Below are 20,320 nucleotides of genomic sequence, written 5' to 3' on the forward strand. Positions count from 1 at the left end.
GGCTGGAGGCCCGGTCGGTGACGGCGTGGACGCTCACCCCGACCTGGCACAGCGAGCGTTTGCCCAGCGCGCCGCAGTACTGCCGGGAGGCCGCCACCGACTGGTCACCGGCCTTCGGGAACGAGGTGTCGTCGATCACCCACGCCTCGGGCGCGATCGCGGCGGTCATCTTTCGGGCGATCTGCCGCAGCACCGGCGTGTGGTCCCACGGAGACTGGCTCACGAACTGCTGCAGGGCCTGCATGTTCCCGTCCGGCAGCCGCTCGGCCATCGGCTGGATCGACTTGCGCCGCCCGTCCAGCATCAGCCCGCGCAGATAGCAATCACCCTGCCGGCGCTGATCCTTGCGCGCCAGCGACGCGAACACCTCGGTCACGAACTCGCCGAGATGTTCGCGGAGCTTCTCCACCTCACCAAGATCCACAGGCTGCAGCATGCACCGCCGCAACCGCCAAGATCAAATCAACCTAACGAAGTACTACTAGTCGATGTCGTCGACGATGGTCAGCAGGACGCTGGGGCCCTCGGCCGCGTCCGCGATAATCGAGTTGCGCAGACGGATCCACTGGTAGCCGCCGTCGCGCCGGGAGAGCCGCAGTTTCGCCCGGCCGCTCTCGGCGCTGGTGCGTTCCAGCAGCGCGCGGTCCTCCGGGTGGACGAGATCGGCAAAACTCTGCTGGCGCAGCACCGCCCGGGGGCGGCCGAGCAGCCGGCAGAGCGCGTCGTTGACCCAGGTCAGCTGGCCGCGCCCGGCGCCGTGCAGTTCGGTGATGGCCATCCCGCTGGGCGCGTACTCGAAGGCCTGCCGGAAGCTCTCCTCGCTGGCCCGCAGCACCTGCTGCTCCTTCTCCAGGCGGGCCATTGCACGCTGTTGTTCCGCTCGGAGCCTGGCGTTGCCGATCGCGATGGAGGCTTGTGCGGCGAACCTCTCCAGCGCCTGAAGTGCTGCGGTGTCGGGCCGCTTGCCGTTGCGAGGGCGGTCTACCGAGAGGACGCCGAGCAGGTCGCCGCCGGCGCTGTACAGCGGGGCGAGCAGCCAGTCGGCGGGGTGCCAGTCATCAGCCTGGACGGGCAGCGGGCCGTCGCCGATCCAGCGCGGAATGTCGCTGGCCACGGCCCAGCCGCGGTCGTAGGGCAGGAAGCGCAGGGTGCCCCAGTGGTCGCTGACGCCGAGCAGCTGATCCCAGGACTCCCGGAAGCCGACCTGGCCGAGCATCACGGACGGGCCGCCCATGGCGCTCTCCTCCAGCTCCCAGACGGCCGCCACCACGAGGTCCCCGTCCGGGCGGACCAGGCTGACCGCCGCGGCGTCGAACCCGAGCCCGCGCACCGCGCCCTCGACCACGGCCTGCAGCGTGCCCGCCAGGCTCCGGGCAGCGTTGAGGTCCATCAGGATCCGGTGCGATGCGTCCGGGTCGACCAGGTCGTGAGAGCGGGCGGTTTCCTTCTCAGCGTCCGCCTTCTCGCGTGCTCGGTCGCGCTCGTCCTTGAGGGCGCCTTCCGCGGCGAGGAGACGGGCCTCCAGCCGCAGGCACTGTTCCTCCGCTTCGTGCTTCAGCGTCTGGGCGCGTGAAAGCTCGGCACGCAGGGCCTCGAGCTCGGCTTTGAGGCCGAGGATCTCGTCCTTGAGTTCCTCCGCTCCGTCGGGCCCTGCGTAGATGTCGAGTTCAGAGGATCCCGAGGCGTAGTGGGCTGAAGCCCAGTCGGTCTCCAGCTGCTGGTAGCGCTGTTCGGCCTGTCGCGCCCTGTCCTCGGCTGCTTCCAGCGCGCGTAGCAGGGCACCTTCACGAACCCTGGCGCGGCGGAGCGCGCGTTCGGCAGCGCCGAGGTTCTCTCGGAGCTGGTCGAGCTGGTGCTGAGAGGGGTTGCGCACCCGCAACGCCTCCAGACGCAGCCGATGAGCCTGGTTACGGACGCCTTCGGTGACGGGGTTTCCGTTGAGCTCGGCCACCTGTTCCAGGAGGGCGTCCACGAAGTCCATAGGGGCGATCCGCTCGCCGCTGAGGAAGCGTGAGATCGACCCCTTGTTGCGATTCACGCGGGCGGCGAGCCGGGTTTGCGAGATGCCCAGAGCGTCGAAGAGCTGGTTCAGGAAGTTAATGAGGTCCTCGACCTCGGGCTCGTTCTCCCGTGCACGCCGCCCGGGTTGCCCGGTCGGTTTCTCCAGCATGCCGCCCCCTCCTCAGGTTCTTCCGTGTTGCACCCAGGTGGCAACCGTTGCGGCTGGTGCAACACCGACGTCTAGCGGAAGCGTAGGTGACGGGCCCAGGCCGACCAGTGGCCGGCTGAAGTCCTCGTACGGTGACCGGCGGCGGGTGTTGCCCCCGGTCCCTGTCCTGTTGATGCAGAGGGAAATGGAGAGCAGAGCGTGGAGGAGCTGGACCCGTCAGGTCAGGCACCGAGTTGGGATGGAGTGGAACACCGGGCACGCTGCTCGCAGCGAGATGAGGCGCCAGCCCGGGAGCCTGTCAGGCTGAACGGCGAGCGGCTGGGCCAACAGCTTCTCGTGGGGATCGGATCCACCGTCGGCGCGAGCGCCGTGATCTGGGTGGTGGAGGTCCTTGCTTCGCACCTCGACGTGCACTGGCATTGAGCCGGGCCGCGCTCGCGAGCATCGAGCAGACCGGTGAACCGGTGATCGGAAAGAGGCGGCTGGGCCCGGTTCAGGTCAGCGGCCGTGGGCCGGGTCGCACAAGAGCCCTGGCCTGGGGACGGGCAGAGCGGCCGCTGCCGAAGGGACCTCCAGCGGGCACGGCCGCAGGGCATGTGGCATGAGCGGGAGGGCCTGGGCGCCGATGGCGACCAGGTCGTCGCGGTACTGCGGCATCGCAGCGTGCAGGGCGCGCTGGACGGCCCAGAACGCGGCTGCCTCCTGGTCGGTGTAGGGGCGCGCCTGCTCCGCGAGCAGGGCCAGCGCCGCCGCTTGCTGCCGGGGCTGCTCCCCGCTGGTGGGCCAGCTGCGGTACAGGGCCGTGAAGTCGCGTCGCATCACGGTGACCTGGTCAACTGCCGCCAGCTCCTCGGCGGCGGCGACGACGTCGGGCAGGACCCGGTAGTGCGCGTCGTGGCCGGCGGCGGTGGTGAACCGGGCGGGCAGGCCGCGCCCGCTGGCCCGGGCAAAGCGATGAGCGGTGCCTTGGCGGGAGTCGGCCGCGCGCACGGCCAGGAGCAGCAGCTCCACCCGGTACCCCGGCCCGCCGGTAGGCCTTGGCCGCTGCGGCGAACCGTTCGGGGTCGGCGGGGGTGGTCTCGATGACGAGGTTGCCGCGGCGCTCGCGCACGTAGGCCTCGGCCTTGGCCTGCCAGGCCCGGTAGTCGGCGCGGATCGGCTCCTAGGCCCGGCGCGGATCGGTGCGTAGCAGCTGCAGGTAGTCCGGGTGCAGGACTTTGAAGTCGTCGCCGGACAGGTGCACCGGCCGGTGCAGGCTGCGGTGGACCAGGTGGGCGGCCCGGGTCTTTCCCGCGCCGGGCTGCCCGGCGACGTAGACGACCACCGGGTTCTCCTGGCCGACGACCGTGCTCAGCATGACTGGCACGACCATCGCTTCGAAGACGAAGGCGTGCTCATCCGCGGAGAGGCGGTGGTGTCGACCCCGGGCGCCTGCTTCAGCGGCTGGGCGGTGCGCCGCACCGGTTCGGCCAGCGCCGCGGCCCGCTCGGCGTCGCGGCCCACGGCCAGCGCCCAGTCCTCGGGGATCCGGGGATCGCCCGCGCGCCGCTCGCAGGCGGCCAGCTGCCGGCGGAACCGGCCCGTCTCAGCCGCGCCCCATGGGCGGGTCCGTTCGGCGAGGACCGCCTGGGCCGCGCGCGCCGGGCGGACCCAGCGCCCATCGGAATCGAGCTCGTTGGCGTACACGCTCTCCAGCACCGTCTCGGTGCCGCGCCGCACCACGAAGACCCGGTCGGCCAGGTGCCCGGCCTCCACAGCGGCGAGCGTGTCGGGCAGCACGGCGGCGCAGGCGTCATGGTTGTCCCAGGCCACGTAGCGGGCCCGGCCCTGAACGGCCAGGTGCAGGTAGCGGTCCAGGACGCCGAGCTGGCTGAGTGCCTCGGGTACGGCCAGGGCCACGATCTCCACGCGGTAGCCCGCCCGCCGGTACGCGGCGATCTCGGCCAGGAACTCCTCGGGGCGGCCCAGCGCCGCTTCGACCACCGCGTCGTACCGCCCCTGCCGCAGGCGCGTCTCCAGCTGGGCCTGCCACCCGTAGGTGTCCGTGCGCACCCGCACCCCGCGATGCGCACGTCCTCGGCGAGGAAGCGCGGGTAGAGGGGGTGGACGGCCTTGTAGGCGTCGCGGTCCACCCGCACCGCCCCACCCCGTCGGGAGAGTGCGGCGTGGACCAGGTCCACAACGAGCGTTTTGCCGCTGCCTGCCTGACCGGCAACGAACACCACCACCGGCTGCACCTGCGGCAGCGCCCGAACGAACGCCCCCGGCAGAATCAGCCGGCGCAGCACTGTCTCGCTTTCGGTGCCGGACAGTACGTCCGGCACCGCGTCCTGCTCGTCCACGGATCTCGTCCCCTCCAAGCTTCGACCGGTGGTCCCGGCTGCCCTACTGCGCGTCCGGCGTGTTGTGCTCGGTGGCGGGAAGCGGGACGGGGTAGCGATCGTCGGTCCAGTTGTAGAGCCACTCCTTGTGCACCGTGACCTTGTGGGCCCAGGGGAACAGGCCCTCGGCCAGGCCCAGCACGCGGTCCGCGATGGTGTCCAGCGCCCGGTTGACCCGCGAGGCGTGGATGTTCCTGTTCAGGTTGCGGTGCACGTGGAACTCGAAGCTGATCCGCAGGACCCGGGGAGTGTCGGCCACAGACCCGTCCTCTCACTAGATGATGATCTGTCAGTTAGCACAATCTAGTGAGATCGCACGAAACTCGTCAAATCTTGGATCCAATCTCATGTGGCAGAAGGGTTGAGAGACACACTTTCACCAGAGCCCTGACTCTTGGCATCGTCAAGCCGCAGTCAACACCCACACCCAGTCCTCTGCCGCGAGGTGGCCGCCCGCCCTGGCCGCCAACTACCGCCAGCACCCAACCAGGCCCGCGCGCACTGGCAGACCGACCTCGACCCCACAGTGCTGCGCCTGGACATGTGCAGCCCGGAGCCGACCGGCCTGTTCGGCAGCGCCGCCGAACAGTTTGCTGGCGAGCCGTCGACCTCCCCTTCGCTCTTCCCCACCCCCGCAACGCCCGCCACCTGCCCTGCCGCCCGGGCCTGGACCGGGCGGCAACTGAGAGTGGTCGCGGGCCGCGGTGGCCTGGGTGGCTGGGCGCGGTGTGCTCCGCCCCTCACCCGTGGCCAGCTGTGCTCAGCTGGGCCAGCAACCGCGCTGCCGCCTGCCCTGCGCCGCCGATCCGCCGTCAGGGCCGTGGCCGGCCCCGCCGTCAGCCCGTCACCGCACCGGTCACGCCGAAGACGGCGTGACACTGGGCTTCCCTGTCAAGTCAGCATGTTGAGATCTTTCAGACCTGTGGCGGCCCTGACTAGGCTCGTAGGGGGTGTTGAGTTCTGGAGGCAACCATGGCTGACGCGACTGTGGTGGCGGCGAGCTGTCGCGAATGCGAGTACGTCTTCCCCGACCCTGCGGCTGCAGCGGCCGCAGCGGCTGGAACCCCTTGCCCGGCGTGCGGGGTAAAGCGGGCCGACTCTATGAGGTCGATGCTTCCGCAGATGCCGGTTTGCGCGAGTTCGTAGTGGCGACAGGGAAGCGGCCTGGGCGCAAGAAGCCCTTTCTGAAGCTTCGGCAGGGGGACGAGCCAGCACGAAGTTCAGGGCGATGGATGGACAAATACCGTCGCATCGACCACGACGCTGACCAATATGATGAGCTTGTAGTTGACCAGGAGACCGGCGTCATCGTCCACGAGTACCACGAGCCGCTGAGTCAGCACTTCGGGCATGGGTCCGACAAGCCGTCCAGCCCCTCGGAAGCGGACCAGGACGCCGAGAGGCCCGGAACTGACGGCTAACTGATCGTTTCAGAATGACGTGGTGGCCGGCTGGAAGGGACGGCGGGGGTGCGGGACTCATGGGGCAGCGGTGCGGTTAGCCCTCACTCTCGTTGGCGGGCTCGGAACGCTCGCCTCGGCGATGCGGTTGATCGTCGCGGTCCAGCTATCGTGGCAAATGCAATCTGGATGCCTTGGACGAGGGAAAGTGGACCACTACTGGACCGGCGAGGCGCCTTGGGTGCACATCCTGGAGGATGACGCCCGGCGCTCTTCGTTTCTGTTGCCGCCGTCAGGGACCAGCTACGTGGCTTGGCTGGATGGTGCCGAGATGGGCGACGAGCAAGGACTCTTCGAACAGATGAGTGCCCGTCTGCGGTTTCCGGTCTACTTCGGTTGGAACTGGAACGCCCTCTCGGACTGCCTTCGCGACATGGGGTGGGCGCCCGCTGACCATTACCTGATCGTCATCGAGCGGTCGGCCCTCATGCTGCAGGAGTGCGCCGAGGATCGCGAGACAGTTCTCAAGATCCTTGAGAGGGCAGGTCGGCATTGGGGCCACAGCCTGGACCATCCGGGCAAGTCCTTCAATGCGCTGCTGCTGTAGACGCGGATACCGAGGGCGGCACCTGGCGTCTACTGCCGGCTTGGGGCAGCCGTTCGAAGACGCCGCAGGCAGATGATCGAGCACGCGAGTTCAAGTAGCCCCTGGTGGAGGTCGGCGCGTCGCTCGTACCGGATGCGGAGCCGTTTGAACTGGTGCAGCCAGGCGAAGGCGCGCTCGACGACCCAACGCACCTTGCCGAGCCCAGAGCCGTGGGCGACGCCTCGGCGGGCGATCAACGGCGTGATGCCGCGCTTGCGCAGCAGGCGGCGGTACTTGTCGAAGTCGTAGCCCCGGTCGGCGTACAGGCGCCGCGGCTTGCGGCGGGGGCGTCCGCGCAGTCCCCGGATCGGCGGAACCGCGTCCAGCAGCGGCAGGAGCTGGGTGACGTCGTGGCGGTTGCCGCCGGTGAGCGTGACGGCGAGCGGCGTTCCGTGGCGGTCGACGATCAGGTGGTGCTTGGAGCCGGGGCGGGCACGGTCGACCGGCGAGGGGCCGACGTGGGCCCCCCTTTGAGGGCTCGGATGTGCGAGCCGTCCACGGCGCAGTCGTCCAGACCCAGCAGGTCGGCGCGGCGCAGCTCGGCCAGCAGGGCGGCGTGCAGGCGGGGCCAGACTCGGGCCCCGGTCCAGTCCCGCAGTCGGCGCCAGGCCGTCACCCCGGAGCAGCCCACTGTCTCGGCCGGGACATCGCGCCAGGCAACACCGGTCCGCAGCACGCACAGGACGCCGGCGAGAGCGGCCCGGTCGGGAACGCGCAGCCGTCCGGGGTGACGGTGGCGCCGCTCAGGAGCGGGCGGCAACAACGGAGCCACACGCCCCCACAGGTCGTCCGGAACAAGATCAGCACGCACCCGGACACCATGCCGAACAAGGCCAACCAGCACAAGACCAGCGGCTCAGCTCATTCTGAAACGATCAGTGACGACCTGGTGCGTGATTGCGGCGGCGATGTGACCAGTAGCGTTGTGGGCGGCATGATCTGACGCTGTGACGATCAAGGTGAATCGTGCGGTCCTCGGCCATCGGGTGCTGACCGGCGTCTCGCGGCGGCACCTGGCGGATCTGGTCGTCGAACTGGCCGCTCCGTGGCAGGCCGTGGTCGAGGGCCAGCGTGAGGCTGCCCGTGGTGGAGCGCGGCAACGGGCGGCCGGTGCGGGTGCCAGGCATCGGCTTGTGTTCGTCGACCGGGTGAGTGCCACGCTTATCCACCTGCGACACGACCTGCCGCACGCCGTCCTGGCGTTGCTCTTCGGCGTCGACTGCTCAACGATCAGCCGGGCGATTGGCGAGGTCAGGGGCCTGCTCGCCGCCCGAGGCTTCGCGGTGCCCGAGCGTCCCGGGATCCGTCTGCGGACTCTCGCAGACGTCTTCGCCTATGCCCAGGCGGAGGGCGTCGTGCTGCGGCTCGACGCCACCGAGGTCCAGGTCCGCCGCCCAGCCTCCCATCGCGGTGGGCGGCGGGCCTTCGTTTCCGGCAAGAAGAAGCAGAACACGATGAAGGCCACCGTCGTGGCGGACGCGAAGGTCCGCACCCTGTGGGCTGGCAACCTTCGCCCCGGACGCATGCACGACACCAGCGCGATACGGGGCGAGGGCATCGACGACCTCGTCCGGCAGTTCCCCAAGGTCCAAGTGCTTCTTGATGAAGGCTACTTGGGCCTTCGGAGAGATCATCCCGGCAAGGCCGTCACACCGCCAAGGAAGCCGAACAAGATTGCCGCGCCGGAAGTCCACGAGGCCCGGGAGCGGGCCCGCCACGAGCACTCGTCCCAGCGCATTCCCGTCGAGCACGCCCTCGCCGACCACAAGCGCTGGAAGGGGCTGGCGCGCTGGACCCACCGCCGCGACACCCTCCCGGCCACCTACGTCGCCGTCGCCGGCCTCGTCTCCGACCGCACCGCCACCACCTGACCGAGGGCTGGCGCTCAGATCGGCACATCGCCGCCGCAATCACGCACCAGGTCGTGAGTCAGTGCATCGAGGCCTTCAAGGCCGCGGCCGAGAAGACCCCTGTCTACGCCAGCCCCTGCGGTGCCAACGGCACGCCCGTCATCGTGGACGGCACCAAGCGCTGAGGCACCACGCGCTGAGACCGCTGGGCGGCGGCCGGCCGGCTCAGGCCTGCGGGGCCTGGGCCGGGCCGTCGCCGGCAGGCCCGTCGGCCGGGCCATCCTGGCGGGCGGCCGCGCGCACCAGGTCGGGCAGCAGATCCGCCACCGCCGCGGTCAGCGCCCCCAGCGCCCGGCCGTCGGGGATCGGGTGCCACAGCAGGCACACCTCGCTGTCGAGGAAGGACACCGCCGGCGCCCCGACGGCCAGCAGCCGCTCCTCCAGTCCACCGTGCAGCAGTGCCTCCTCCAGAGCGGCGGTGTCCTCGCCGCGCGGCCCGTAGACCAGGCCCTGCGGCCACCGGATGTGCTGTGCCGCGCTGCTCCAGTCGCGTTCCATCGTGGCCCGCGAGAGCGGCTGCGCCAGCTTGGTGCAGACGGCCAGCCAGATGTCGACGTCGCCGTCCAGCTGCTTGATCAGGATCGAGACCGTCGCCTCCTTACCCGTGAGCGGCCCGGTCAGCGTGAGCGGCCCGCTCGCCGTCTCGCTCGGGCGGGTCTGGGCGGTCAGCCAGGGGAAGTGGGCCAGGTGGCCCTCCCAGCGGGGCGACTTCAGGGGGTGCAGACGCCAACCCGGCTGCTCCGCCAACCCCTTGATCCCCGTGCCCACCCGCGTGGCCCCCACGGCCTTCCGGGTCCCGCGCACCGCCATGACCACCGCCACGATGAAGGTCAGCCCACAGCTCAGAAGGAACAGCATGCCACCGATCATCGGATCTCCTTCATGGTGCCCTCGGCTTCACCTCGCGGAGGGACGCGGGGCTCCCCCCACAGCGAGGCGCGGTGCGTGATCGTCCGTCATGTGACCACCGGTTGATGGGACACGTGGAGCGCGCTCGCCGGTTCCGCTCCCCGACCGATTCGCAGGCGGCGAGGCCGCCGCACACGTCCGGGTGGGTGGGGACGGTCTGCAGCCCGGCGCTGCAGGCGGCCCGGGCCTGAGCGCGGGCCGCGCGTCGGCCCACGCTCAGCGGGCGGGCGCGGCGGTGGGCGTGGTGTCAGTAGATCTCGGCCTTGAGCCCGTGGCGGATGTAGTACAGGAACGGGGTCTTGCCGTCCTCGCCGTTCTTCATGAGAACGACCATGGCCTCGGGGTCCATCTGCTCGCCGGTGAAGAACCGGTAGCTGTCGAAGTCGGCGACTACACCCTTGACCCATTCCTGCATCTGCTGCTGCCACGCGGACCGCTCGTCCGCGGCGAGCTTCTCCGAAAGCCTTTTCACGTACGCCTTGATGTGGCCGAGGTAGCTCTTCTTGTCGTACGTCGTCCCAGCCAGGCGGTGCGCGTCGAGGACGTTGAGGACCGTGATCGTGGCCGAGTCGTCCCCCTCGTCGGCCAACGCCTGCCGCCTGGCCGTGTTCCGCTGGGCCACCCGTTACAACACCCGACGCCGCCACTCCCGCCTCGGACAAAGAGCACCGAACATCTACGAACAGCAGCGGGCTACCATGACGCTCGCCGCAAAAACGACACGAACAGGTGTCCACTCATCGGGGACAAGGCCCGTGTTGCGGGTCTGACCAGGTGTTATGTAGCTTGGAGAGGGTTGGCGGGGTGAACCGCCCCGGGTTCGATAGAGATCTCAGGTTGTGGTGGTGACCTGCGGTTTTGCTGTCGTGAGGTGGTAGGTGTTCTCGTATTCGACGGGCGGGACGTGGCCTATCTCACCGTGGAGTCGGCGATGGTTGTACCAGTCGACCCACTCGGCGGTCGCCAGCTCGACCTGCGCCAGAGTCCGCCAGGGTCGCCGCGGCTTGATCAGCTCCGTCTTGAACAGGCCGATCGCGGACTCCATGAGGGCGTTGTCGTAGGCGTCGCCGACAGATCCGATGGACGCCGCGATGCCGGCGGCATCGAGGTGGTCAGCCAGGCGGAATGACGTGTACTGGGCGCGGGCGGGCCGGGACGCAACGGGGCGCCACGGGCCCGCTTCCGGCGGTCCGTGGCGCCGGACGCTAGGCACGGGAGACGGCGGGTCAAGAGGGTTCGGGCATCGGTTTTCGCCGACGGCACCGGCCCGGTGAGGGTGCCGAACTGGCGGACGATACACCGCTCAGACAGGCGGTCAACCCCATCCTTGAAGCCCGGTCAGGCCAGGTTCGGGGCATGCGGACGGCCGCCGCCCCCAGGGGGCGGCGGCCGGATCGGCCGAGGCCAGCGAGGCGGCGCCGGGTATGGCGGTCAGCGGGCGAGGGTGATGGTCAGGGTGTTTTGACGGGGTTGCGGGTTGCTGGCTGACTGGCTGGTCAGCACGGCACGGCTCTGCGGGGCTGGGTGTCTATGAGCACTCCCAGAAGAAGCGGCCTTCGCGGTGGTCGGGGCTGACGAAGCCGTAGCCGTATCCATATCCGAAGTTGAGGAAGTACGGATCCCCGTCGTCGGGTGCGTCACTGATTTTGAAGAGGAACTGCCACGGAGCCTCGACTCGCGCGAAGAGGTCGGGGTAGCAGGCGGCGCCGCCCATGTAGTCGCGGAGGTCCTCTCCATCGGGCACCTCGACGGCCGGTCCCTCGCCTCGCAGGCTCCGCTCGAACGCCGCTTGGTCGTCGATCGAGCGGTCGATCTCGGGTGCTACCGGCTGCAGGTCGACATGCCACTCGACCGGGATTTCGGATTCGTCCGGGCCCCAGCGCCACAGCGTCCGCCCCTGGGTGCCTGGTGGCCCGATGACCGCGAAGGGCGGGATGCGGCCGTCGGGCTGTACGAGCAGGACCGCGTCTCCGGCCTCCGGGTTGGTTCCTCCCATGATCCGGTCTTCCTCGTCGACGAAGAGGTAGGCCATGCGGAGTGCGTCTCCGGGGATCGGAAGCTGGCCGATGAACACCAGCGGGCTGCCGGTGGACGGATCCACCGGCCATGCGGGCCCGTCCAGCCATACGGGTTGACCGCCGAGCTTGGCCACCGGTTCGGATATCGGCTGATCGGCCGCCCTGAGGGTCATCTGCTGCCGTGGGTGGAAGGCGGCGCTGTATGGCCCGTCTGCCTGGCCGGTGGGACGCATGATCATGCGCGGACCCTACGGCATGCCGCTGACCGCCGTTGCCCTGGCGGTAGGCGATCTCGGCCGACCGCCAAGTGGGCACGAGAGAACCATCAAGCACCCCCCGCCGCCGATCAAGATCAAGTGGCAGAACCTCCTGCCCGTCAAGATCATCTGGCAAACGGTCAAGATCATTTGTCATGGGGCAGCCGGGCTGGCGACGGCTGACCTGCCCATGAGGCACGAGTACCCGATGCGGTCATATTGAGGCGGATGTGCGAACAAAAATGTTGCTTATGGTGCGGTGTATTGTGCTACCTTCCTCGCTAGGAGGTATGTGATGTCTGAGATCTACGCAGCGGTCGACGCGCTGCTGGCCAAGGCGCGGGACGGCGGGGACCTGCCGGAACCCGACGAGCGGGAGCGGCTGCGCAAGGCCGCGGGCCTGACCCAGGTCGAAGTGGCTGCGGCCCTGGAGACCCGGCGGGAGACCTTCGCCAAGTGGGAGGCCGGCACTGCCCAGCCCCGCGCGCCGAAGCACGGCGCGTACGCCTTCCTGCTCGCGGGTCTGGCCGATATCCACGGCACGCAGGGCCCGGACGGCTGGCTCACCCTCGCCCGCCGGGCCCGCCCCCTCGACACCGATCAGCCCGCCACCGAGGGGGAGTGACCCGCTGATGGATCGTAAGACGTACACCGCCGAGCTCGCCGGTCTGCGCGAGCTGCGCGCCGAGATCACGGCCGCCGAGAAGGTCGTCGCGGCCGCGCGGAAGGAGCTGGACAGGCTCACCGCTCAGCGGGCGCGCCGGGTTGCCGGGCTGGCGGGGTACGAGGGCGCCCAGGCGCCGGCCATCGCGAAGGCCTCCGGGCTGTCAGTGGGTGACGTGGTGCGGATCGCCCCGCTGCTGGACCCGACCCCGGCCGCCGTCCGCGCCGCCGCTAAGGCCGAGGACCAGGCCGCCGCTGCTACGCCCGCCCCGGCGCAGGCGTCGGAGGCCGAGCCGGTCGCTGCGGTGGCCCCGGCGCTGACCCGCCCGGCCGCCGTACTCGAGCAGCCGACCCCGGCCGCCCCGGCCCCGGCCCCGGTCGAGGCCGAGGTTGAGGACCAAGCCATTGTCGAGCAGCCCGCCCCGGCCGCTCCCGCTCTTGCTGCGCCGGTTGTCCCGGCGGCCTCGGTCGCTGCCGGGCCGCGCGAGCTGCCCACCCTTCCCGAAGGCCCGGCGGGCGCACGGTTCGAGGCCGTGACCACCGGGCTGATCTCGAAGCGTCCGAACTTCACGCAGCAGGCCCGCGCGACGGTGTTCCTGGACGTGGCGGCCGGGACGCTCGCGGTCCGCGACCAGGTCGTCCGGGTCGACCTCGGCGCCCGCACGCCCGGGGAGATCCTGGACGCCGTCCTGGCTACCGCGCCCGGTACGGAGCGGGTCTACATCACCGCCGGCGCCCCGTGGCACGACGGCGCCGAGCGGTACTCCACGCTCAAGGACGCGGTCGCGGCCTGGCTGAACACCCCGAGCGAGCGGTGGACCACCGCAGTGGGCTCGGGCCGGGACAAGCTCGCCGGACACTTCGTCCACCAGCGCCAGCCGGTCGGCCGCTACGCCCCCGCAGCCGCCCCGGACAGCGGCAGCACCGAGATCCGCTCCATGGGGGAGTGGTTCGACCCGGACGGCGCCGACGTCGTCACCTGCCGCCAGGCGTTCACCCTGCTGTGGCAGGCGCTGCGCCGCCACTGGGACGACGCGGTCCTGATGGGCTCGCCGTCACAGACGGGCCGGGACCTGTGGTCGCGGACCATTCCGACCACCGGCAAGTGGGCCGGGGGCTACCCGGTGCTCTCCGAGGAGCTGCGCGGCCTGCTGCACGCGACCGGCGGCCAGGGCCGCACCGAGCTGATCCTGCCGCCCCGCGTGCCGGAGCAGCTGCCCGCCCTGGTGGAGTACGACCGCACGTTCGCCTACGCGAAGCACCTGTGGAAGTCCCCGGTCGGCACGCCCCGCCGCATCACCGGGCGGGCGTTCGCCGCGATGACCGAGCAGGAGCAGACCAAGGCGCTGATGTCGTGCTCGCACTGGAACGTGCGCGTCACCGTCCCGGCCGGCTGGAACCACGTGGGCCTGCTGCCCGCTCCCGTCACCGGCGACCGGGCGTGGGTCTACCCGTCCGAGCCGGGCGCCACGTTCACCACGTGGGCGGGCGGCGCGGAGGTCCACCTCGCCCTCGCCAACCACCTGATGCCGTGGCGGATCGAGATCCTCGGCGGCCTGCTGTTCGAGGACGGCAAGCCGCTCGACGAGTGGGGCAAGCGCCTCAAGGCCGCCTGGGCGGACCTGACCAACCTCTCGAAGCTGCACGGCGACGAGCGCCAGCGGCAGGCCGCGTACCTCGCCTCCCGCGCGGTCCGGTCGGTGCTGCTGTTCGGCCTGGGCGGGTTCGCGCAGCGCCCGCGCCTGGTCTCCGGCACCACCCCGCTGGGCGAGGCGCTCCCGGCCGGGGTGGAGATCCTCGGCCAGGACGGCGAGGTGGTGACGTGGCAGCGGCAGGCCGGCTTCTCCCGCGACCCGTACGCGCACCCGGAGTGGGCCGCCTACGTGTGGTCCGGCGCGCGGGCGGCTCTGCTGGACATGAAGTACCGCCAGGGCAAGGAGGTCATCGGCTACGCCGGTGCCCTGCACGCCAAGCCCGGCTCGGTCGTGTACTTCGGCACGGACGGCATCGCGCTGACCGAGCGCCAGCCCTGGCCCTACCGGGGCGAGCCCGGCGACTACCTCCTCAAGGGCCACCTCACCGGGCCCGTCAAGCACCCGACCAGCCAGGAGCAGTACCTCAGGCTGCGCGGCCTGGGCCGCGCCGAACTCGCCGCCGCCGCCACGAAGGGAGCTGACCAGTGAGCCCGGCCGACCCGAACAACCCCAACGAGGCCGCCCGCCTGACCCAGGAGCTGCTCGACCAGGGCTACACCAAACGCCAGGTCGCCAGGATGCTCGGCCGCGACGCCTCGCTCGTCAGCCAGTTCTTCACCAAGGGCAAGGGCGCCAGCATGGTGAACGCCCTCCGCCAGCTGGTCCGGGCGGTGCGCGGAGGTGAGCGGGATGAGGAGGCGCTGGCCGGGATCGCGGAGGCGAACACCAGCCGCCGTCGCACGAGGACCGGGCAGAAGGCGCGGGTGCGGGGCAAGGACGTGATCGGTGTTCCGGGCGGCAGCATGGCCGGACGCGCCGGCAAGCAGGCCATCAAGTCGGGCGCCGCGCACCTCGCCGGGGTCATCCACGCGGCCGCGGCCGCCGACGGCCGGGTCGCCCTGACCGTGCGCATGCTCTCCCGCTACTTCACCCTGGCGGCCGGGTCGAAGCAGGACTCGCCGGGCATCCGACGCGGTGTGGTCCCGCGCGCCGACGGGACCGAGGAACGCACCTACGGTTCCTCAGCCACCGGCGGATTCCCCGCTACGGAATGGTCACGGCGGGTGGCCGCCTCGCACGGCGACGTCGTCCACGCCGTCCAGACCTGGCTGATCGAGACCGGCCGCGCCGAACCCGAGGCGGAGATCGTCTACCTGGAGATCCGCACCTGGACCCCCGACGGCCACCAGACCTCCGAAGTCCTGATCAGCTGACCACCGGGGGCACCCGACCACCTCCCCGCACCACCCGGCAGACGAAGGAGAACCACCGCCGTGGAGACCACCACCGCCACCGCCGAGCAGGACGTGCCGGCCGCTCTGCGCGCCCAGGCCGTACCGCCGCTCCCGGCACAGCCGTCCGGCACCGCCGTGGCGAATCCGCTGCCGCTGCACTGGTTCCAGAAGGACGCTGTCGCGGCCGCCGTGCGCGAGGTGAAGGACGGCGGCCGGGCGACGGTGGTCGCGGCGACCGGCTCGGGCAAGACGCTGATCGCCGCCGGCTGCGCCCGGCGTGTGGCCGCTCGGGGCCGGGTGCTGGTGCTGGTGCCGACGATCGAGTTGCTGGAGCAGACCGCCGAGGCGTGGTCGCTGCGGGGCGGGCGCCGGGGCCTCGCGGTGGCGGCGTGTTCGCGGGAGGAGGCGCTGGAGAGCGCGGAGGCCGGCGGCCGGATCCACGCCGAGGTGACCACGCAGGCGGCCCGGATCACCGACCTGGTCAACGGTGCCCCCGAGAACCAGCCGGTCACTGTGTACGCCACCTACGCCTCGCTGGAGCGGATCGTCCAGGCTCACCGCGACTTCGGCCTGCCGGCCTGGGACCTAGTCGTGATCGACGAGGCCCACCGCACGGCCGGTTCGGAGGGCAAGGCGTGGGCCGCGATCCACGCCGACGCCCAGGTCCCGGCGAAACGCCGGCTGTACTTCACCGCCACGCCCAGGATCGCCGACGACCGGCGCGCGAAGGACGGCCTGGCCGACCTCGCCGACACCGAAGGCGCTGAGAAGCTGCCCGTTCTCTGCTCCATGGACGACGAGGAGATCTACGGCAAGACCTGCTTCACCTGGACGCTCGGACAGGGCATCGAGCACGGCTACCTCGCCGACTACCGGGTGCTCGTACCGGTGGTGACCGACGAGGACCTGCGCGAGCTCCTCAACCTCCCCGCCGTCGCCGACCTGCGCTCCCAGCGCACCAACGAGGAGCTGCTGCGCCTGGCCCTGCAGATCGCGATCCTGCGCGCGATCGCCGACCTCGGCCTCCGACGGGTCATCACCTTCCACTCCCGTGTGGCGGCGGCGCGGGAGTTCGCGAGCACCCTGCTGGACGCCTCCGAGCTGCTGCCTGACGCGGAGCGTCCGGAGCGGATTTGGGCGAAGGCGGTGGCCGGCACCGACCGACTGCGCGAGCGCCGGGCCGCGTTCACGGAGTTCAAGGCCCACACCGGCGAGGACGGCGAGGAGTGCGGGATCCTCTGCAACGCTCGGCTCCTGTCCGAAGGCATCGACGTCCAAGCTGTGGATTCCGTGTGCTTCGCAGACCCGAAGTCGAGCGTGATCGACATCGTCCAGGCCGTCGGCCGGGCGCTGCGCCAGTCCTACCGGCAAGGCAAGGTCTCCTGGGTCATCATCCCGGTCTACCTGCCGACGCCGGAGGTCGGCGACGACACGGCGGCCGCCGACCCGGCCGAGGTCCACGACGCCGGCGAGGCCGTGAAGGCCGAGGCCGACGCCGAGATCGAGGCATCCAGCTTCCGCACGATCTGGCGGGTCCTGCGCGCCCTGGCGGCGCACGACGCCCGGGTGGTCGACCGGATCACCGAGCTGCGCGCCAGCCGCTCCCAGGGCACCGCGCACACCACCACGACCACGGCGGCCCCCGAGGGCGAGGCCTCCGAGGCCGGGGAGGGCGAGCAGCAGTCGGCCCCGGTCGAGTCGCCGATCGAGTGGCTGCGGATCAACGCCCGCCAGCACGCCGCCCGGATCCTCCAGACCGTCAAGCTGCGGGCGTTCAACCCGCGCGCCGTGGAGTGGCAGCGCATGCACGCGGTCGCGGCGGTCTTCCACCTGCAGCACGGCCACCTCGACCCCACCGACAAGACCAAGCACGCCGAGCTGATCTCCTGGCTCACCCGCCAGCGCCACCTGAACGGCCAGGGCCTCCTCGACGCCGCCCGCGTCAGCGAGCTGGACGCCCTCGGGATGATCTGGTCGAAGAACGCGAACGCCTGGGAACGCGGCTACGCCTACGCCGCCGCGTTCCACCACCAGCACGGCCACCTGGCGATCCCCGCGACCGCGAAGCTCGACGACTACGCGGTGGGCGCGTGGATGCGCCGCCAGCGCAAGGCCGACAACCTCACCGGCGACCAGGTCGCCAAGCTCGACGCCCTGGACGAGCTGTGGCGCCTGGAGCCGGACTGGAACCGCTCCTACCGCCGCCTGCTCGCCTACCTCGCCGCCGGCGGAACCCTCGACGGCCCGGCGAACCGCACCGGCGGCGACGCGGACCCGACCTTCCGCCCCGGCACCTGGCTGCGCAAGCAGGACAAGGCCCGCACCGAGGGCAAGCTGACCGACCACCAGGCCGCGCTCCTGGACGCGCTCACCCGGCACGCCGAGACCGTCACCGGCTGACCCGCCCCCGTACACCTCGCCGCCCCGCTCCCGATCCCGGAGGCCACCACACGATGACCGACACCACCCCGGAGCCCACCGCGGACGAAGACCGCGACGAGCGGTTCCCGCTGGTGCTGTACCGCCACGCCAACGGCGAGCTCATGATGCCGACCACCCACGTCACCGCCCTGCTGCGCCACGTTGCGGAGACCGTGCGGCTGTGGCGGGTCCGGGGTCAGGTGCCGCCGGACCTGATGACCACCGCTCGGATCTACGACGCCCTGGTGCACTACGCCGACGACCTCGACACCGCCGTCGACGGCGCGCACGGGCAGGGCGACCCGGCGGCCCGGACCCGAGCCGACGAGGCCGCGCGCCACCTGGACGAGGTGGCCGGCGCCTATCGCGCGGCCGGCTGATCCGCCCCGCACCGACCCCGCCGTCCCGGCCCACCTCGGGCCCGGACAGTCGTCCGCACCTCGTTCCCGACATCCGGAGGTACCGCGCGATGACCGACACCACCCGCCCGACCCGGACTCCGCCGCCTTGCCCGGGCGGTTGGAGCTGGCCTCGTACAGCAGCCGGCTCGCGCCCGCCGAGCGGGACCTGGGCCGCCCGGTCCTCGACTCCCCGCTGGTGCGCGGCTCGATGTGGCTGCGTTGGACCGGCCACGACGGCATCCGCACCCTCCACCACGGCGCCGGCCTGGCCCGCGGCTGGACCGAGCGCGACATCGACGGCGTGGACGGCTGGGTGACCCTGGTGGAGGGCCGGGTCGCCCTCGGCGTCCGCCCGGGCCTCGCCGTGCCGGAGCCCGTCGTGCACGCCGAGGCATGGGAGGCCGGCGCGACGCTGCACGCCGCCCTCGCCCAGCACCCCACCCGCGCCCACCACGTCCAGGGCGACGACGAGGAGGTGCCCGACGACGGCCAGGAGCACGGGCTGCTCGGCGACGTCTGCAGCCCGACCGCCTCGCCGAACGCCACATCGGCCGCACCCTCACCGCCGACCCGCACCTCGCCGACCGGCTTCTCCAGGACGCCGACGGCACCCAGACCTCACAGCTCCTCGCCGTCTACAGCCGCGCGGCCGCACACCCCGCCCTCCACCTCGGCACACAACTCACCGGCCTCTGCATCCGCCACCGCCACCAACTCGCACCACACCTCGTCACCACCGCCACCCGGACCGACCACCCGGCGCCCCTCATCACCGCCCTGGACACCATCACCACCGACCCCGACACACCCCTCGACGATCTGACAGCGCTCCACGACTTGCTGCCTCTGTCCAGCCACCGCCTCGCGGCCATCGCGGTCCGAACCGCGCACGCCATCACCGGCCACTATCGTGTTCTGGCCGAGGGCAGCCCCGGCACCTACCTCCCCGACCTCGCCTCCGCGCTCAACACCCTGTCCGTCCGGCTGGGTGCGGTAGGGCGGCGGGCGGAGGGTCTGGCCGCCGCCGAGGAGGCCGCAGGCCACTACCGCGCACTCGCCGCTGCCGACCCCGGCGCCCACCTCCCCAGCCTCGCCGAGACCCTCATCAACCTGTCCGTCCGGCTGGCTGAGGCGGGGCGGGGGTCCGAGGGCCTGACCGTCGTCGAGGAGGCCGTTACCATCCGCCGTGCCCTGGCCGAGGCCAACCCGCAGCTCTTCGATGCCCAACTGGAACAGTCCTTCCAAGTGACAGCCTGGCTCGAAGGGCTGGGCTCGTAGCTTGCTGCCGGTGCTGGCGGCTGGCCTGGGTCCGCACCGCGGACCGCTGGCGCTCCGGCCTGGTCACCTCCCGACGCAGGCCCGGCCCGGGCCCGTGGATCGCGCACGTGCGCTGGAGCGAGGACGCGCGCGTCGCCTGGGTCATCGCCGACAGCGCCGTCCTGCGACCGGTCCCACCCGGCACCGGACCCGACCATCCCGGCGGCCACACCCCGGGCCTGGCTGCCGGCACCCCCGCCGACCGGGCAGCCCGGTGACCAGGCTCGCCGCCGTCGTCCGCTGCTCGCCGGGTCGCCGTACGGGCCGGCCGCCCCGTGGCCGGAACCGACGCCCTCACTACCGCCCGTGCCTGGCCACCGCTGTGCCAGCCACGGCGGCGCCCTGCCGGCTCTCCGTCGCCCCGACAGCCCCCGTCGACCGGGGCCGCCGCTCGGTCCTGGCGCGCTGGCCGCCAGCCGCTGTCCGCCCGCCCGCTGCTCTGTCGCGCCGGCCCGCCCGCCGCCCGCCGCCCGCCAGCGGGCCCGGGCGGAGGCCGAGCGCCCGCCGCCGATCCGCGGCCGCAGAGGCGAAGCACAGAGTCTCATCGTGGCGCTGCTCCTCACCCCTTGGAAAGGGCCGCTGACCTACTGCGCTGGGGAGCTTTCCTTCCACTGCTGGCTACGGGGGTGAGCTTCGCTGGCGGGGCGCTGGTGAAGTTGCCCCGCCCCGCCCCGCCCCGCCCGGCCCGGCGCGGGGCCTCATCTCCCGAACCGTGGACGGAACGCCCGTCGGAGCTCGTCATCGATTGTCCACGGCGCGCTCAGGTCCCCATCAGTGGACGAGGTAATTCACCGGGCATGGTCGCCCTGCAGTCACGAGACCGTGTCGCCTGCTCCAGCTGTCCTGAAACTGCCAAGCAGTAGGGCACATTTGACGGAGCGTATTGGTTAATGAATTT

At 71.4% G+C, this 20,320-nt stretch carries 20 protein-coding genes and 4 pseudogenes; 13 read left to right on the forward strand and 11 right to left on the reverse strand.

The genetic code is table 11. The features are described 5' to 3' along the window. Both ACZ3YO_RS37980 and ACZ3YO_RS37985 read right to left on the reverse strand, forming a co-directional pair. On the reverse strand, positions 1-424 hold a 424-nt coding region (locus tag ACZ3YO_RS37980), incomplete at its 3' end, for an IS701 family transposase (protein WP_465578656.1). A 60-nt stretch (positions 425-484) separates the two neighbouring features. After that, positions 485-1,423, reverse strand: a pseudogene (locus tag ACZ3YO_RS37985) (GAF domain-containing protein); the annotation flags it as partial. Between the two features lie 945 nt (positions 1,424-2,368). On the opposite strand from ACZ3YO_RS37985, the gene ACZ3YO_RS37990 reads away from it, so the two are divergent. Then, the gene (locus tag ACZ3YO_RS37990) at positions 2,369-2,593 is read left to right on the forward strand and encodes a hypothetical protein (protein WP_465578602.1); all 225 of its coding nucleotides are present in this window, start codon (positions 2,369-2,371) and stop codon (positions 2,591-2,593) included. Positions 2,594-2,668: 75 nt separating this feature from the next. Here ACZ3YO_RS37990 and ACZ3YO_RS37995 read toward each other — a convergent pair whose 3' ends face one another. The 4 genes and pseudogenes from ACZ3YO_RS37995 to ACZ3YO_RS38010 form a co-directional block, all read right to left on the reverse strand. Then, positions 2,669-3,181, reverse strand: a complete 513-nt coding sequence (locus ACZ3YO_RS37995; protein ID WP_465578604.1) for a zeta toxin family protein — start codon at positions 3,179-3,181, stop codon at positions 2,669-2,671. 67 nt (positions 3,182-3,248) lie between these two features. Continuing rightward, positions 3,249-3,542 (reverse strand): annotated as a pseudogene (locus tag ACZ3YO_RS38000) (zeta toxin family protein); the annotation flags it as partial. After that, positions 3,521-4,512 (reverse strand): annotated as a pseudogene (locus ACZ3YO_RS38005) (zeta toxin family protein). The pseudogenes ACZ3YO_RS38000 and ACZ3YO_RS38005, both read right to left, overlap by 22 nt. Before the next feature lie 43 nt (positions 4,513-4,555). Further along, positions 4,556-4,810 (reverse strand): hypothetical protein, encoded by a 255-nt coding sequence (locus tag ACZ3YO_RS38010; RefSeq protein WP_465578606.1) that lies wholly within the window; start codon positions 4,808-4,810, stop codon positions 4,556-4,558. A gap of 1,349 nt (positions 4,811-6,159) precedes the next feature. Between ACZ3YO_RS38010 and ACZ3YO_RS38015 the strand changes: the two genes are divergently transcribed. Continuing rightward, entirely contained in the window at positions 6,160-6,558 is a 399-nt protein-coding gene (locus ACZ3YO_RS38015; RefSeq protein ID WP_465578608.1) for a barstar family protein, read from the forward strand. 29 nt (positions 6,559-6,587) lie between these two features. On the opposite strand, the gene ACZ3YO_RS38020 is transcribed toward ACZ3YO_RS38015, so the two are convergent. After that, a protein-coding gene (locus tag ACZ3YO_RS38020) for an IS5 family transposase (RefSeq protein ID WP_465578610.1) occupies positions 6,588-7,408 on the reverse strand; the annotation gives its coding sequence in 2 pieces (ribosomal slippage) (positions 6,588-7,069 and positions 7,069-7,408; 822 coding nt in all). A 9-nt stretch (positions 7,409-7,417) separates the two neighbouring features. Here ACZ3YO_RS38020 and ACZ3YO_RS38025 point away from each other — a divergent pair. Next, positions 7,418-7,540 (forward strand): hypothetical protein, encoded by a 123-nt coding sequence (locus ACZ3YO_RS38025; RefSeq protein ID WP_465578612.1) that lies wholly within the window; start codon positions 7,418-7,420, stop codon positions 7,538-7,540. Positions 7,541-7,544: 4 nt separating this feature from the next. Then, positions 7,545-8,468 (forward strand): transposase, encoded by a 924-nt coding sequence (locus tag ACZ3YO_RS38030; protein ID WP_465578614.1) that lies wholly within the window; start codon positions 7,545-7,547, stop codon positions 8,466-8,468. Between the two features lie 204 nt (positions 8,469-8,672). Here ACZ3YO_RS38030 and ACZ3YO_RS38035 read toward each other — a convergent pair whose 3' ends face one another. Continuing rightward, positions 8,673-9,365, reverse strand: coding sequence for a hypothetical protein (locus ACZ3YO_RS38035; RefSeq protein WP_465578616.1), 693 nt, complete (start codon positions 9,363-9,365; stop codon positions 8,673-8,675). 298 nt (positions 9,366-9,663) lie between these two features. Continuing rightward, on the reverse strand, positions 9,664-10,038 hold the full coding sequence (locus ACZ3YO_RS38040) for a translationally-controlled tumor protein (RefSeq protein ID WP_465578618.1): 375 nt from the start codon (positions 10,036-10,038) through the stop codon (positions 9,664-9,666). Between ACZ3YO_RS38040 and ACZ3YO_RS38045 the strand changes: the two are divergent. Continuing rightward, positions 9,995-10,186: pseudogene (locus tag ACZ3YO_RS38045) on the forward strand (hypothetical protein); the annotation flags it as partial. The gene ACZ3YO_RS38040 and the pseudogene ACZ3YO_RS38045 sit on opposite strands and share 44 nt — an antisense overlap. A 62-nt stretch (positions 10,187-10,248) precedes the next feature. Here ACZ3YO_RS38045 and ACZ3YO_RS38050 read toward each other — a convergent pair. Both ACZ3YO_RS38050 and ACZ3YO_RS38055 read right to left on the reverse strand, forming a co-directional pair. Then, positions 10,249-10,716 carry an integrase core domain-containing protein gene (locus tag ACZ3YO_RS38050; protein ID WP_465578620.1) on the reverse strand — a complete coding sequence of 156 codons (468 nt, stop codon included), beginning with the start codon at positions 10,714-10,716 and terminating at the stop codon, positions 10,249-10,251. A gap of 228 nt (positions 10,717-10,944) precedes the next feature. Continuing rightward, positions 10,945-11,673: a hypothetical protein gene (locus ACZ3YO_RS38055; protein WP_465578622.1), complete on the reverse strand. Its 729-nt coding sequence runs from the start codon at positions 11,671-11,673 to the stop codon at positions 10,945-10,947. Here ACZ3YO_RS38055 and ACZ3YO_RS38060 point away from each other — a divergent pair. The 8 genes from ACZ3YO_RS38060 to ACZ3YO_RS38095 all read left to right on the forward strand — a co-directional run bounded on the left by ACZ3YO_RS38060 (position 11,666) and on the right by ACZ3YO_RS38095 (position 19,383). Then, positions 11,666-11,914, forward strand: coding sequence for a hypothetical protein (locus ACZ3YO_RS38060; RefSeq protein WP_465578624.1), 249 nt, complete (start codon positions 11,666-11,668; stop codon positions 11,912-11,914). The genes ACZ3YO_RS38055 and ACZ3YO_RS38060 overlap by 8 nt on opposite strands. A gap of 72 nt (positions 11,915-11,986) precedes the next feature. Further along, positions 11,987-12,316, forward strand: a complete 330-nt coding sequence (locus tag ACZ3YO_RS38065; protein ID WP_465578626.1) for a helix-turn-helix domain-containing protein — start codon at positions 11,987-11,989, stop codon at positions 12,314-12,316. Positions 12,317-12,323: 7 nt separating this feature from the next. Continuing rightward, positions 12,324-14,537 carry a hypothetical protein gene (locus ACZ3YO_RS38070; RefSeq protein WP_465578628.1) on the forward strand — a complete coding sequence of 738 codons (2,214 nt, stop codon included), beginning with the start codon at positions 12,324-12,326 and terminating at the stop codon, positions 14,535-14,537. Continuing rightward, complete coding sequence (locus tag ACZ3YO_RS38075; RefSeq protein WP_465578630.1) at positions 14,534-15,262, forward strand: helix-turn-helix domain containing protein; 729 nt, start codon at positions 14,534-14,536, stop codon at positions 15,260-15,262. The genes ACZ3YO_RS38070 and ACZ3YO_RS38075 overlap by 4 nt, the downstream gene beginning before the upstream one ends. 60 nt (positions 15,263-15,322) lie before the next feature. Next, positions 15,323-17,683: a helicase associated domain-containing protein gene (locus ACZ3YO_RS38080; protein WP_465578632.1), complete on the forward strand. Its 2,361-nt coding sequence runs from the start codon at positions 15,323-15,325 to the stop codon at positions 17,681-17,683. A 53-nt stretch (positions 17,684-17,736) separates the two neighbouring features. Further along, positions 17,737-18,084, forward strand: coding sequence for a hypothetical protein (locus ACZ3YO_RS38085; protein WP_465578634.1), 348 nt, complete (start codon positions 17,737-17,739; stop codon positions 18,082-18,084). A gap of 127 nt (positions 18,085-18,211) precedes the next feature. Then, the gene (locus ACZ3YO_RS38090; protein WP_465578636.1) at positions 18,212-18,928 is read left to right on the forward strand and encodes a hypothetical protein; all 717 of its coding nucleotides are present in this window, start codon (positions 18,212-18,214) and stop codon (positions 18,926-18,928) included. Positions 18,929-18,942: 14 nt separating this feature from the next. Next, complete coding sequence (locus tag ACZ3YO_RS38095; RefSeq protein ID WP_465578638.1) at positions 18,943-19,383, forward strand: hypothetical protein; 441 nt, start codon at positions 18,943-18,945, stop codon at positions 19,381-19,383. Positions 19,384-20,320: the final 937 nt, after the last annotated feature.

Source organism: Kitasatospora sp. NPDC022785, assembly GCF_055561295.1.

Bases quoted from the DNA above. Each gene is read 5' to 3' on its own strand.
- ACZ3YO_RS38025 (WP_465578612.1), top strand. From the start codon at position 7,418: ATGCCGAACAAGGCCAACCAGCACAAGACCAGCGGCTCAGCTCATTCT.
- ACZ3YO_RS38035 (WP_465578616.1), bottom strand. From the start codon at position 9,365: ATGCTGTTCCTTCTGAGCTGTGGGCTGACCTTCATCGTGGCGGTGGTC.
- ACZ3YO_RS38060 (WP_465578624.1), top strand. From the start codon at position 11,666: ATGATCATGCGCGGACCCTACGGCATGCCGCTGACCGCCGTTGCCCTG.
- ACZ3YO_RS38055 (WP_465578622.1), bottom strand. From the start codon at position 11,673: ATGATCATGCGTCCCACCGGCCAGGCAGACGGGCCATACAGCGCCGCC.
- ACZ3YO_RS38065 (WP_465578626.1), top strand. From the start codon at position 11,987: ATGTCTGAGATCTACGCAGCGGTCGACGCGCTGCTGGCCAAGGCGCGG.
- ACZ3YO_RS38070 (WP_465578628.1), top strand. From the start codon at position 12,324: ATGGATCGTAAGACGTACACCGCCGAGCTCGCCGGTCTGCGCGAGCTG.
- ACZ3YO_RS38085 (WP_465578634.1), top strand. From the start codon at position 17,737: ATGACCGACACCACCCCGGAGCCCACCGCGGACGAAGACCGCGACGAG.